The following is a 13,525-nucleotide window of genomic DNA, read 5'->3' as shown; positions in this document are numbered from 1 at the left end:
TGGACTTAAATATCCCTGTTTAGAAATGCTTTTTATACCACTCAGCTGCGGCTGCAACCTCTGTTCCGGTTAACATATGTCCATGATTTTCCCAGTGAACTTCTACATCTGCATGTGCATTTTGTAAAAGGTTTTGAAGGTCAATGGTTTCTTGTGCAGGACAGATTGGGTCATTTTTACCGGCTGCAATGAAGACTGGTATACCTGTTTGGTCTGGTAATTCAATGTCACGTCTTGGCACCATCGGATGATGTAGGATAGCTCCTTTTAACGCATCCTTGTAATGGAACAATAGGCTTCCCGCGATATTGGCTCCATTTGAATATCCAATAGCCACTATGTTATTTCGATCGAATGAATATTTTTTTGCCGCTTCATCGAGAAAATCATTTAATTCTTTTGTTCGGAAAATAAGATCCTCCATATCAAAAACACCCTCGGCTAAGCGACGAAAAAAGCGAGGCATGCCATTTTCTGATACATTTCCACGGACACTTAATACTGACGCATCTTCATCAATATGTGGAGCCAGCGGCAATAAATCAGATTCAGTTCCACCTGTTCCATGTAACAAGAGTAATGTTGGTTTTGTCTTATCTTTACCTTCTCGGAAAATGTGCTTCATTATAATTCCCTCCAAAAAAATGGTCGTTCTAGTATTTCCAACTTGAAATTTAATTAATAGATCAAATTAAAGTATCTTAATTTCAAGATAATATACTCCATTCCATTTGTCAATTGTCATATAACTCGGACAAGTTTCATATTCTTTTATATACGTTTTTAGGAGGGGAAGTATGAGTCGAAAAATCATTTTTCTATTTATTTTACTAACATTTTTAATAGGATGCACTGCAAATTCAAAGACAGCCTCAGAACTGTACAGCACCCTTGATCAAAATCTCTCGAAGAAGGACCTGGCATTATTAAATAGCTTGGAAAGTCATGTGCAAAAATTTATCCAACTTAATGAAGAACTAGATATGCTTTTGGATGAAATGAAAAAAGAGGATGAACTTGAGGCAGCCATTGAAACGATGCAAATCGCGAACGAAGAGGCCATGTATATTTACAACCTAATTGAGCTTGATGATCAGCCCACTAATAAAAATTTGCTTGAACTAAGAAGTCATGTTCAAGCCTCGATTGAACTATACATGAAAGCCATGAATATGCAGCTTGAAGGGATTTCAACTGGTAACCCGAAGAAGACAGATGAAGCTCATGAAGAAATGAAAATAATTAATGAGGAATTAAATAAATTGTATCTTTCAATGAAAGGATAAATTGATGTAGTGCGTCTTCTTCAAAAGAATAGAATCCGATATTTAACCTATACTACCCATAGATAATATTTGGGGAGGTGGCCTCGTGGACAAACATAATGTTCGCTTATCTAGTGCAGAGATTGGTGGTTTGTGGACAACTTACATCCAAGGTAGTATGACCATCTGTTTAATCAAATATTTTCTTCACCATCTGCGAGATGAAGAAATAAAATCTATCTTGAAACAGTCTGATCACATCTATAGTGGGCAAATGAAACAAATAAAAGAAATTTTTCTACAAGAAAATATCCCACTACCTGATACATTTGGTGATGAAGATTTGAACTTGTCCGCCCCACCACTGTTTTACGATCCATTTGCTCTCACATTTGTTTATGCGATGAGTCGTATGAACATAATTAATTTTAGTTTCATTACATCAAATATCGCTAGAGAAGATGTGCGTTCATTTTTTTCTAATTGTCTTTCTGATGCATTAAAACAATATAATGAGGCCACACAGTTAATGCTCGAAAAAGGAATATATGACCGACCACCAATGGTCGTCTATCCTACTGAAAATGAGTATATTGAAAAGAAATCCTATCTAACTAAAGTAATCGGTGAAAAAAGACCGTTAAATGTGATTGAAATAGCCGATATGTTTTTTAATATTGAACGGAATTACTTTGCGATTGTTCTTTGTATGGGATTTCAGCAGGTGGTCCAAGACAAGGAAATCTTGGAATTTATTAAAGAAGGAAGAAAAATTTCTGAGATGCAAATAACCTTTATTAATGACTTATTTAAAGAGGAGAATCTCATGGGTACAACCTCTATCTCTATGGAGGTAACAGGTTCGACCGTTTCTCCGTTTTCCGATAAACTTATTTTGACACTCTTCCATGCTCTTAACGCAATCGATATTACTCTTATTGGACATGCCCAATCATTATCGATGAGGACAGATTTAATAGCTTTTTATACAAAAACAATAGGTAAGATTTTCTTATATGCCGCAAAAGGCTTTAATCTTTTAGTTGAACGAGGATGGATACAGGAACCTCCTTCAAACCTCGATCGAAATAAATTAAGGAACACTCATAAGTAAACGGCGTGCCATTTGAGGCACGTCTTTATTTATGAAAAATTTCAAACCGATCCCACACTTCCTCTAAATCAGTAAGATGTTTTTCAATTTCTCCCCGCTTTTTTCGACCCACTTCCGTTAATAAAGCATTCACTAAACTTAACGGAGCAACAAACGAATCAATATAGGACGGCATTTCGCTAGGTGAGCAAAGAGTAATATCGGCATAGGGAATCAAGGGTGAAAGCATCGTATCTGTAATCGCAATTACATTTGCCCCCCGATCTTTTGCGAAAGACACTGCATCAATTGTATTTTTCGTATACCTCGCAAAGCTTAGTCCGATTACGGTATCCTCATTATTTATTCGAAATAACTTTTCGGAAATACCATTCGGGTTTCTAATTAACTCTGTATTTTCAAACAAGAGGTCCAAATAAAACTCTAAAAAGGAACCAAGTGAAATTGCACTTCGATTCGCAACAATAAAAATTCGTTTTGCATCGATAATGGCTTGAACTGCCTGACGGAACGCAGTTATATCGAATTGGTCTGCCATCTTTTGAATTCGGCCAACTTCCTCCTGAAACATTTCATAAACGGCTTTATCCTCCGAGTCATAAATATCATCAGAGATTTTTAACCTTTCCACTGTGGTAAGTTGCCTTTTAACGGAATCTTGCATCGCTTTTTGCCACTCGGGATATCCACTATATCCAAGAAATGTAGAAAAACGAACAACAGTCGCTTCACTAACTCCTGCCATTTTCGCAAGCTGTCCAACTGTGAAAAATGGAACAGAGTCTGTATGTGCCAATACATACGTTGCAATTTTACGTTGTGATTTACTCATTTCAGTTAATTTATTGGTGATGTTTTGGTATACCTCTTCCATCTTCTTACTCGATTCCTTTCACTCTCCTAATCGCTTTTTCATGCTTACTAATGGTTTCATTTAAATCTTCTTCTGAATGCACAATAGACATTGAGTAGCGATTAAGTGGTTTTGTATAGATTCCAAGCTTTAAAAGCTCATCATCCAGTTTTTTACGGAAATTCATATCTGCCTTAATTAAATCACGGTAATTTCGAATTTGATGATTAGCATGCACAATATTAAAAATACTCCCCATCCCAACAGTCTGCATAGGGATCCCATATGAGTTGTAAAGTTTTTCAAGGCTTGAACGAAGATAATCTGTCTTTTGTATTAAGTCAGGGTACACATTAGCTCCTTCGAGAACTTTGATGGTTGCTAATCCTGCAGCTAAGACAATCGGATGACCATTATACGTTCCACTATGAAATAAAACATCTTCTTTCTGCGCAGCCTTTCCACCTGCTGATAAAATATCTCCCCCATTCGAAGGATCCATTATCTCCATAATGTCTTGAAGTCCACCAACTGCTCCAATTGGAAAACCTCCACCCAACACTTTTCCAAGTGCCGTCAAATCAGGTTTTATACCATAAATTGATTGTGCTCCTCCTAGCGTTAAACGAAATCCCGTCTTAACCTCATCAAAGATTAAAAGGATACAAAGATCTCTTGTTAGTTTCCGAAGCCCATCCATAAAACTCTTTTCGGCTGGGATAAATCCACCTTGAACTGGTTCAATGATCACAGCTGCAACTTCATCTTTATATTTTTGTAATAACTGTGCTGTTGATTCTAAATCGTTAAATGGGAGAATAACTGTATTTTCGACATAGCGCTCCGATATTCCTTTCGATTCTGGTACAGAGTTTGGTCTCTTCTCATGACCAGCCTCATCGATTGTTGGATTTACGCTTAACAAAACTTCATTATAGCCTCCATGATAATGACCTTCAAATTTTGCGAGAGTCGTTTTCCCTGTATAAGCTTGTGCAATCCGAATCGCTAGTAAAGTTGCCTCTAGACCCGAATTGGTATAGCGAACCATTTCAATACCTGGAAAATAATCAATTAGTTTATTTGCCATTTCTACTTCCAACAAATGAGGCGCACCAAATACAGCGGTACCTGCAGTGGCAAATTGATTATTTACAGCAGATGTAATTTCTGGATGGCCATGCCCAAGAAGAAGCGCTCCGTAGCATAATAAATAATCAATATATTCATTTCCATCTACATCAACTAAACGGCTCCCATTTCCTTTTTCCATAAAAATCGGATGAGGTGAAAAGAATTTAATGTTCGCAGAAACTCCACCAGGTATCACGGATTTTGCATTCAAAAAATAGTTTGCTGACCTACTTGTTTTTTCTGAGATAAGCCCTTGGTTAGAATGAAATAATGTCAATCGAATACACCTCTTGAAATTAACATTTCAATTTAATTATTTTTGAAATATTTATTTCATTATAAAATAGGACGGCGTGTAAGTAAATAGGCTTCTCGAATTCATTTTTCATTCTACAAAAACAGTAAAAAACCACCCTTTCTAAAAGGGTGGTAGAGCCTTAGCTTAGTGATACAGTTGGAGATTGAATATTTTCTTTTGGTCGTCGTGATTGGATAAATAAAATGACCAATAAGGCAATTACACCTGCAGCTCCGAAATAAATACTCGGTGAAACAAGTGAAAGACCTGCTGCAAATAGAATAATTCGCTCCCAAATAAAAGTTCTTCTTATGAAGAAGCCTACCATTGCTGTACTTATTCCAATCATGCCAATGATCGCAGTTATCACTGATATGGTTAAGAATGGAATCTCATAGTCTATTAAGAGCATCTGTGGGTTGATTACAAAGATAAATGGAATGATATATGCAGCAGTTGCTAACTTTGTTGCCGTAACTCCCGTCGAAAATGGATTTGCCCTCGCTAAACCTGCTCCAGCATAGGCAGCTAGGCAAACCGGTGGAGTAATGTCTGCTACAATTCCAAAATAAAATACAAACATATGGGCAGCGAGTACCGGAACGTCTAATCCAAGGATTAATGCCGGTGCTGCCATTGTTGCTGTAACAACGTAGTTTGCAGTTGTAGGAAGACCCATTCCAAGAATTAAGCAAGCAATCATGGTAAAGAACAACGTAAGAATGAGGCTACCTCCACCTAATGCAATGATTCCATCTGCAATACGTCCACCAAGTCCTGTTTGAACAACGACTCCAACAATGATTCCAGCTGATGCACAGGCAGCGATTACTGGCAAGGCAACTCTTGCACCTTCCTCAAGTGCTCCAACCATGCTTTTTAAAGACATTCTTGTGTCTTTACGAACAAGACTTACTAAGAATGAAACTAGTATAGCAAGTAAAGCAGCACGCATTGGCGTTTTACCGGTTAACAATGTATAAAAAATAACGATGAGTGGTAGCAATAAGTACCCTCGCTCAAGCATTAATTTCTTTGCTTTTGGTAAAGTCTCCTTTGGAGCCCCAACAATTCCAATCTTTTTAGATTCAAAATGAACTCCCAAGAATACACCTAAAAAATAGAGAATCGCTGGAATGATGGCAATAATCATGATTTGGCTATACGGGATATTTGTATAAGAAGCCATGATAAATGCGGCTGCCCCCATGATTGGCGGCATAATTTGACCACCAGTTGATGCGGAAGCTTCAGTTGCAGCTGCAAACTCAGGCTTATACCCCGCTTTTTTCATCATCGGAATAGTAAAAGATCCAGACCCAACTGTATTTGCCACTGAGCTACCTGAAACCATTCCTTGCAAGGCACTTGCAACGACTGCTGCTTTTGCTTGACCACCCGTAAACCTGCCTGTTATGGCAAAGGCAATGTCATTGAAAAATTGTCCGACACCGGTTCGGATTAACATTACACCAAAAAATAAGAATAAAAAGATAAAAGTCGAAGACACTTGAATTGGTGTACTGTAGATTCCTTTCGTTGTTAAATACAAATCAGTAACTAATGTATCCCAAGAAAATCCACGGTGCGCAAATAGTTTCGTAGGAATCAAGTTTCCATACAATGCATAAAGGATTGCCACACTTGAAACAATTACAATCGGTAATCCAACACATCTTCTTGCTGCTTCAAGAACAAGTAAAACCCCTAATGTTGCCACGATAAAGTCTGGCGTCGTATACCCAAAGACAATTCGCTCCGTTACAAGCTCCTCATAAAATATGACATTATAATAACCGACACCTAATGAAATAATCGCTAAAACTACATCATACCAAGGTATTCCCTTTTGCTTACGATGAAGCCCTTTTTTTACAGGATACAACAAGAAGATTAAGCCAAGCGCCGTTCCTAAATGAATCGGTCCTTGAATACGTGCCTCGAACGCACCACGATAACCTGTGAATAAATGAAAGATTGTAAGACCAACTGCCAAAATGAGAACGACCCACTTCCACTTTCCTAGATTTCGTCGGTACGTACTTTCCCGGTCGTATTTTTCAAGAATTTCCTCTGTCGTTAGTTTTTCATCCTGTTGAGTAAGCCTATTTGAATCGCTCATCTCCTTTTTCTTCCACCAACTCATTATTCTCACCACCTGGTCATAAACTATTGGTAAAAAAAGGGCAAAACACATTGTGTCAAGCCCCTTTTTCTAAGGTTATTAATCTAGTATTCCGACTTCCTTATAATACTTTTCTGCACCTGGATGGATTGGTAAATCTCCTAATCCGCTAAGCGCATTTTCTTTCGTCATATGCGCTGCCTGAGCATGTGTGTTTTCACTTGCTTTCTCAATCATAACCTTTGCAAGTTGATATGCTAGTTCATCATCTACTGTATCGGTGTTTGCAACTAGAACAGCAAATGCGGATACAACATTGGCATCCTCTTTTAACCATTCATATGAGCCTGCTTTAATTGTATAGCCAGAATAACCACTGGTTTCTTCAACCGTTTTTAACTCATCACCTGTTACCTCTAAGAATTTGACATCTCCAACTGAAGCTTGAAGTTCATCTATTCCCGCATCTGGTAATCCTAATAATCCGAATGAAGCATCAATTGTACCATCCTGAAGCTTAGACTTGGCGTCACCAAATCCTTCTTGGTATGCCTCATAATCCCCATCATTAATACCGTAAGCTGCTAATACAGCCTTCGTTGCTGCTTGTGTTCCACTACCTGGAGGTCCAATCGCAATTCTCTTTCCTTTAAGGTCAGCGATTGTTTCCACACCCGTGCTTTCACGAGTAATAATTTGAAGAACCTCTGGATAAATGTGTCCAATAAATGCAAAGTTATCAACCTTCTTACCCTTGAAGTCACCTTCTCCATTAAGTGCATCATAAGCTGGTAGATTAACAGTCATCCCAAGGTCAAATTCCCCATTTGAGATTTTCGCCAGGTTCTCTACAGATGCACCAGACTCTGTTGATGTTACGTTAACGCTTTCAATATTCTTATTCCAAACATTCGCCATTTCTGCACCAAGTGGGAAATAGGTACCACCTTGGCTACCCGTACCCATGAGAAGATCTACTGTGCCGGATTTTCCGCTACCTTCTCCGCCTTCATCCTTGTCCTCACCATTCGTGTTATCACTGCTGCAAGCTGCAATGACTAAAACCAATGCTAATAGCAAAGTAAGAAATGAGTACTTCTTTAGCATTTGCATTCCCCCTATTATTCTTTTTTTATGTAGACCCTCAGGAAAGAGGTCACTACCAAACCACCATTTGGGTTAAAATGGTATTTTTACCAATTCAACACCTATATTTCTAGGGTAACACAAATTGTTTTCGATTTGCAAAATTTTTTTAATATTCTTTTAATAACTTCGAAATAATCCCTTTAATTTCCTATGGGATGATTTTTAATTGGAAATACTATTTTTCACATCTTTTTTGAAACCTTTTTCCGTCTCTTTTCGTAAATAGGTTAATTCCATTTTTGGAGAGGTTTAGGAAAAAGGGATTGCATACTATTTACTGTATAGTACAATCAAAAAGAAACATTTTTTTCGAGGGGGAAACCATCTTATGAAACGTACAGGTGAAATTGTATTAACGATTATTGGAGCTTGTTTTTTTGCATTAATTAGTTTATTTGGGTTTATGTTTCTAGGTCTTAGTGATGATAATGCATTTACTCAGGAAATGGAGAACATGGCTGCTACAGATCCAGCTCTTGAAGGAGTCGATATGGGATTCATGACTGATATGGTAGCTGCTGGAGGCTGGTATTTTATCATCGTTGGAATTGTTGCTATTATTCTTGGAATTGTTTCACTTGTTCTATTAAAAGGAGATAAACATCCAAAGGCGGCTGGTATTATTTTAATTATCGTAGCCGTACTGAGCGCACTTGCAACAGTCCTTATCTCGATTATTTCAAGTATCCTTTATTTAGTCGCAGGTATCCTTTGTCTCGTCCGAAAGCAAAAGGAAACATTTAATCCTGAATATTAACGAATAAAGCTTGAAGGTTTATGCCTTCAAGCTTTTTATATGAACTATTTTTTGAGTGCATCACTAAACCTTTTTAAGCCTTCTTCCAGCAGCACCCTCGGGCAGGCAATGTTGATTCTGGTGAAGCCTTCTCCTTCTTTTCCAAAAATGTACCCTTCATCAAATGCGACTTTCCCTTGTTTTTGGATGACTTCTTCTAATTTTTTTGCATCCAATCCAAGCTCACGGCAATCAAGCCACACAAGGTATGTTGCATCTGGCTTAATTACTTTTACCTCTGGGATGTTCGACTTAATATAATCGTTTAGAAAATCAAGATTCCCTTTTAAATAAACAAGGAGCTGATCCAGCCATTCTTCTCCTTCCTCGTATGCAGCGATTAAGGCAGTTACCCCAAATGTATTGGTCATGCCAATAAAGCGATCTTCAAGAGCTTTATTAAACCTTTCACGAAGTTCTTGGTTCGGAATAATCATATTGGATGTTTGCAAGCCTGCAAGATTAAAGGTTTTGCTTGGTGCAGTGCACGTTATCGAACGCCCGGCAAACTCATCGGATATTGATGCAAATGGAGTATGTACATTTCCTTCATATACAAGGTCAGAGTGAATTTCATCTGAAACAACCAGTATATTGTGCTTTAAACAAATTTCTTCTAGTTTTGTGAGTTCATCTTTCTCCCAAACTCGACCGACAGGATTGTGTGGATTCGAAATTATGATCATTTTTACAGATGGATCAATCTTTTTCTCAAGGTCCTCAAAATCCATGTAATAACGTCCATTTTCAAGTCGTAACGGATTATTGACTATTTCCCGGCCATTCTTTTCAATTACACTCATAAAGGGGTAATAAACGGGTTGCTGAATGATTATCTTATCACCTGGGTTTGTAAAGCTTTGAACAATAATACCAAGTGCGGGTACGACACCTGGTGTAAAGGTAATCCAATCCTTTTCAATCGTCCATTTATGACGACGCTTCATCCACCTCACTGTTGCTTCATAATAGGAGTCAGGTCTTGTTGTATATCCGTAAATTCCGTGATCTGCTCTCTTTTTTAAGGCTTCAATAACAGGCTGTGGTGATTTGAAATCCATATCGGCCACCCACATCGGAAGGATTTCTTTGTCTCCAAACAAGTTTTCTACCTCATCCCATTTCACTGAGTTCGTCTGTAATCGATTAATCGATTCATCAAAGTTATACTTCAAAACCAAACCCCTCCATTTATTTTTAATATAAGCTTTTTATTGTTACATTTTCTGGTAATTTAAATGGATTCTCTTTGTTGATGTGATCGTAAAACATGATGCCGTTCAAATGGTCCATTTCATGTTGAAATACGATGGAGGCATACCCTTTTAAACGAAGCGAAATCTCTTGTCCATGAATATCGAATGCTTTTATCTTAATTTTTTCATATCTTGGAACATAGCCTTCTACTGGACGATCAACGGAAAGACATCCTTCTCCTTCAGGCAAATACGTCATCGATACAGAATGGCTGATAATTTTCGGATTGACGATGTGATACTCATATAATGTATCATCAAAGTCGGTAAAGTAAGTGACAAACATGCGCTTATCGAGACCGACTTGGTTTGCAGATAAACCAACTCCTGGTCGTAAGCCATATTTTTTTGCAAGCTCAGGGTCTTGGCTATTTTTCAAATAATTCATCATGCTAATTAGGGATTCTTTGTCCTCATCTGACAATGGCACAGGAACCTCTTCCGTTTTTTGTGCTAAAATCGGTTGTCCCTCACGGACAATATCCTTCATCGTAATCACATAATCAGATTTATAGTACATTCTTTTCATCTACCTTTTCTCTTTTTCATGTAATCAAATGCGCCTTGGCGTATTTGCGCCCAGATTTTTTAGGCCTACACGAGGTGGGTCACAAAGACGTTGCCACAGGACGTGGCGTTCTTAGTCTTTGATCTTATGCTCGAAAAGTTTCCTTTGAAAATCTGTGGCATCCGCCGGAGGCTTTAACTATATTGAGTCGGGGTTAAAGACCCCACTCAATATAGTTAATCTTAGCTTTCTCTTTCATTTATGTCCATTGATATACAGTGTTTTCACAATACACGAGATGTATTCTACGAGAAAAAGAAAAATGCCTCCGGTACTGGAGACATTTCAAATCGTTGCATTTTTTAATAATGAATGAAAAACTTCATTACTCATTGTTTTATAACCTTTACCTGTCAGATGAATACCATCATCACTTATATAGTCATGTAGATCCCCTGTATGTTTCATAGCTGAACGCACATCAATCTTTAGCACATTTAATTGCTCAGCTAAGCTATTAATACTGCGGTTATAAAGGCCATGCCAGTGCTCAATTCCTCCTTGAAGACTAATCCAATGACTAATGGAGCTTCCATATTTTTCGGCAAGCAGCTTGTAATAGCGAACAGGGTCAAGCGGTGGCAATGTCATCAAAATAGGAGTACTATTCGAATCTTGTATTTTATGAATCAATTGTTTTAGATTTTCTATATATCGGTCAATCGGGACAATTGGTTGATGCTCTGCTTCGGGTTTTTCAGCCACTTCATCCCATTTAAAATTGCAGTCATTGCCGCCAATATTAATAATCACGTAGTCCGGATGTTCGGCAATCACATCCTTCTCAACACGGGACAATAATAAATCAGAGTTATCATTAAAAACACCTTTGTTCATAACAGTGAAATGATCAGATGCGAACTGCTGTAAAAAAGCTGGATAATTCTCTTTTAAAATTCGCATGCGACCTTTCACAAAAGAGACACCTCTCGTTAAACTATCACCAAAGCATATAATTTTCATATTTATCCCCGCTTATCATTATTATTTTCACGTTACCACCACATGTGGTTTCGGATACTACATATAATCATATACATATTATATCATATAGTCAAGATTTACTTCGTGGTGGTTATAAGGTAAACTAAATAACAAATCATTGGAAAAATGAGGTTGTTAAAGTGGAGATTGAGAAGGATTTACTCAACGTGTTAGAAATTGATAAAAATATCTTTTTAGAGGATATTCCACAGATTGATTTATATATGGATCAGGTCATTCAACTCTTTGAAAATACATTTAACACGGCTAAAAGAAATGAGGACGAAAAGATCCTTACGAAGACCATGATCAATAATTACGCAAAAGGAAAACTGCTAATCCCGATTAAAAATAAGAAATATTCAAGGGAGCATTTGATTTTATTAAGCTTGATTTATCAACTTAAAAGTGGAATATCAATCAATGATATAAAAGCGACCCTTAATCCCGTAAATCAACGGGTTATGGATGATGAAGCGTTTAACCTTGAGGATTTTTATAAAAGTTATCTTGCCCTGTTTGGTAAAAATGGGGAGGAATTCAAAAGGGACATTGAGACCAAAATGAAGGATGTAGCAGAAGAGATGGGTTCTGCCGCGGATGAACAATTGAAAAAAGTACTTTTGATTTTATCTTTTATTACAGCTAGTCAATTTTACCGTCGTGCTGCGGAAACATTGGTAGATGAGTTAATAAGTGAACAGGGCGAAAAAAAAGAAAAGTGACAGGCTCACTTTTCTTTTTCCGCTATTTTATACTATTGATTAACCCGTTCATCATTTCTTTATCCATTGGTCCTACAATTTTTTTCCGAACGACGCCTTTAGAATCAATTAAATAACTCGTTGGAATGGCGTAAGCCTGATAGGTTTGTCCGATATCCCCTTTCTCATCGAGCATAACAGGAAAGGTGAGCTCGTATTCGTCTACAAACTTTGCTACATCCGAACTTTTTTTCTCTGCGGTTGTTAAATTAACGGATAAAAGAACTATATTGGAATCTTTATTTTCCACATAAAACTCCTGCATATGTGGCATTTCTGCTTTACAAGGTGGGCACCAGCTCGCCCAAAAGTTTAAAATGACTTTCTTTCCCCTAAACGCCGAAAGCGTCAATTCTTCTCCATTTATTGTTTTCAGTGTAAAATCAGGCGCAAGTTGACCTTCGGAGATCCCCACTTTATTTTCTACTGTTTCGACCTCTTCTTTTGGTGTTGCGAATGAAATATTGCTATTGATTGTCCACACGATAAGCCCTGTTAAACCCACGATGAGTGCTGCCTTTTTAAACAAATGAAACACTTCCTTTTTCTGTGGTCCTCTATAATAGAATGTCAACAATACGAGAAAGAATGCACTCATTGATTTTATAAAATGGAGGACTATGTGTTCCTGTAACCAAAATAATGCAAGTAAATCATAGGTCATCAAGGTTGTGAAGCTCGTAATTAGAATGGAACGAATAAGAAGTATTGAGTGAACAGTACCCTTTTTCAAATGATACAGTAAATAAAGAAGTGTAATTACGAATGCAATCACAAATCCTTTCGTACCACCGGTAAAATACAGTAATGACATTGGACTTTTTATGACGAGTTTTGGTTCTAGAAGGATTAAACTCCCTTTCCACGACAAAAAACCAATGAAAATACCATTAGTGAGTATGTTTAGAACTGCTTTCGTTATTTCTTTCGTTTGAGTTTTTGCTAGGCAGAAACGTGCAATTAATAGTCCTGTAATTATTCCTATTCCAAGTATGATCCATTTTGTCATAATGGCTAACGAGCCAATTTGTATGAAATGCATGCTTGCCCTCCGTCGTGTTTTAGTACAACTATTATACAATGTAAATCATATTTAATTACTTAAAACGTTTTGTGACAGTAAATTTTACATAGTGACAGTATTTCTGGAATAATGACAGTATTATTCAGATAGTGACAGTATTTTTTAAATAGTGACAGTAAACTTAAACGAAGAGTT

General features: G+C 37.3%; 13 protein-coding genes. 4 read left to right on the top strand and 9 right to left on the bottom strand.

Annotation, left to right across the window (positions count from 1 at the left end; all coding sequences use genetic code 11):
* Positions 1 to 19 precede the first annotated feature (19 nt).
* Positions 20 to 625 carry an alpha/beta hydrolase gene (locus tag DZB84_RS14020; RefSeq protein WP_116352894.1) on the bottom strand — a complete coding sequence of 202 codons (606 nt, stop codon included), beginning with the start codon at positions 623 to 625 and terminating at the stop codon, positions 20 to 22.
* 172 nt (positions 626 to 797) lie between these two features.
* Here DZB84_RS14020 and DZB84_RS14015 point away from each other — a divergent pair, with 172 nt between their 5' ends.
* Both DZB84_RS14015 and DZB84_RS14010 read left to right on the top strand, forming a co-directional pair.
* Entirely contained in the window at positions 798 to 1,286 is a 489-nt protein-coding gene (locus DZB84_RS14015; protein ID WP_116352893.1) for a hypothetical protein, read from the top strand.
* Positions 1,287 to 1,371: 85 nt separating this feature from the next.
* The gene (locus tag DZB84_RS14010) at positions 1,372 to 2,379 is read left to right on the top strand and encodes a DUF3231 family protein (protein WP_116352892.1); all 1,008 of its coding nucleotides are present in this window, start codon (positions 1,372 to 1,374) and stop codon (positions 2,377 to 2,379) included.
* A 25-nt stretch (positions 2,380 to 2,404) separates the two neighbouring features.
* Here DZB84_RS14010 and DZB84_RS14005 read toward each other — a convergent pair whose 3' ends face one another.
* The 4 genes from DZB84_RS14005 to DZB84_RS13990 form a co-directional block, all read right to left on the bottom strand.
* Entirely contained in the window at positions 2,405 to 3,253 is an 849-nt protein-coding gene (locus DZB84_RS14005; protein WP_116352891.1) for a MurR/RpiR family transcriptional regulator, read from the bottom strand.
* 4 nt (positions 3,254 to 3,257) lie between these two features.
* A complete protein-coding gene (locus DZB84_RS14000; protein ID WP_116352890.1) occupies positions 3,258 to 4,643 on the bottom strand; it encodes an aspartate aminotransferase family protein in 1,386 nt (461 codons plus the stop codon).
* Between the two features lie 160 nt (positions 4,644 to 4,803).
* Complete coding sequence (locus DZB84_RS13995; RefSeq protein ID WP_116352889.1) at positions 4,804 to 6,810, bottom strand: TRAP transporter permease; 2,007 nt, start codon at positions 6,808 to 6,810, stop codon at positions 4,804 to 4,806.
* A 78-nt stretch (positions 6,811 to 6,888) separates the two neighbouring features.
* Positions 6,889 to 7,896: a TAXI family TRAP transporter solute-binding subunit gene (locus DZB84_RS13990; RefSeq protein WP_116352888.1), complete on the bottom strand. Its 1,008-nt coding sequence runs from the start codon at positions 7,894 to 7,896 to the stop codon at positions 6,889 to 6,891.
* A 370-nt stretch (positions 7,897 to 8,266) separates the two neighbouring features.
* On the opposite strand from DZB84_RS13990, the gene DZB84_RS13985 reads away from it, so the two are divergent.
* Complete coding sequence (locus DZB84_RS13985; protein WP_116352887.1) at positions 8,267 to 8,695, top strand: DUF4064 domain-containing protein; 429 nt, start codon at positions 8,267 to 8,269, stop codon at positions 8,693 to 8,695.
* A 44-nt stretch (positions 8,696 to 8,739) separates the two neighbouring features.
* Here the strand turns inward: DZB84_RS13985 and DZB84_RS13980 are convergent, their stop codons facing one another.
* From DZB84_RS13980 to DZB84_RS13970, 3 genes are all read right to left on the bottom strand, one after another.
* Positions 8,740 to 9,909, bottom strand: coding sequence for a MalY/PatB family protein (locus DZB84_RS13980; RefSeq protein ID WP_116352886.1), 1,170 nt, complete (start codon positions 9,907 to 9,909; stop codon positions 8,740 to 8,742).
* A 22-nt stretch (positions 9,910 to 9,931) separates the two neighbouring features.
* Positions 9,932 to 10,519: a peptide deformylase gene (def, locus tag DZB84_RS13975; protein ID WP_116352885.1), complete on the bottom strand. Its 588-nt coding sequence runs from the start codon at positions 10,517 to 10,519 to the stop codon at positions 9,932 to 9,934.
* 324 nt (positions 10,520 to 10,843) lie between these two features.
* Positions 10,844 to 11,521, bottom strand: a complete 678-nt coding sequence (locus tag DZB84_RS13970; RefSeq protein ID WP_116352884.1) for an SGNH/GDSL hydrolase family protein — start codon at positions 11,519 to 11,521, stop codon at positions 10,844 to 10,846.
* 161 nt (positions 11,522 to 11,682) lie between these two features.
* On the opposite strand from DZB84_RS13970, the gene DZB84_RS13965 reads away from it, so the two are divergent.
* Positions 11,683 to 12,267 (top strand): DUF1836 domain-containing protein, encoded by a 585-nt coding sequence (locus tag DZB84_RS13965; RefSeq protein ID WP_116352883.1) that lies wholly within the window; start codon positions 11,683 to 11,685, stop codon positions 12,265 to 12,267.
* Between the two features lie 22 nt (positions 12,268 to 12,289).
* On the opposite strand, the gene DZB84_RS24935 is transcribed toward DZB84_RS13965, so the two are convergent.
* Entirely contained in the window at positions 12,290 to 13,348 is a 1,059-nt protein-coding gene (locus tag DZB84_RS24935) for a peroxiredoxin family protein (protein ID WP_189655249.1), read from the bottom strand.
* Positions 13,349 to 13,525 lie beyond the last annotated feature (177 nt).

Source organism: Bacillus sp. HNG (genome assembly GCF_003400205.1).
Lineage (GTDB): Bacteria > Bacillota > Bacilli > Bacillales > Bacillaceae_L > Ferdinandcohnia.
This window is presented reverse-complemented; position numbering and strand designations above follow the sequence as displayed.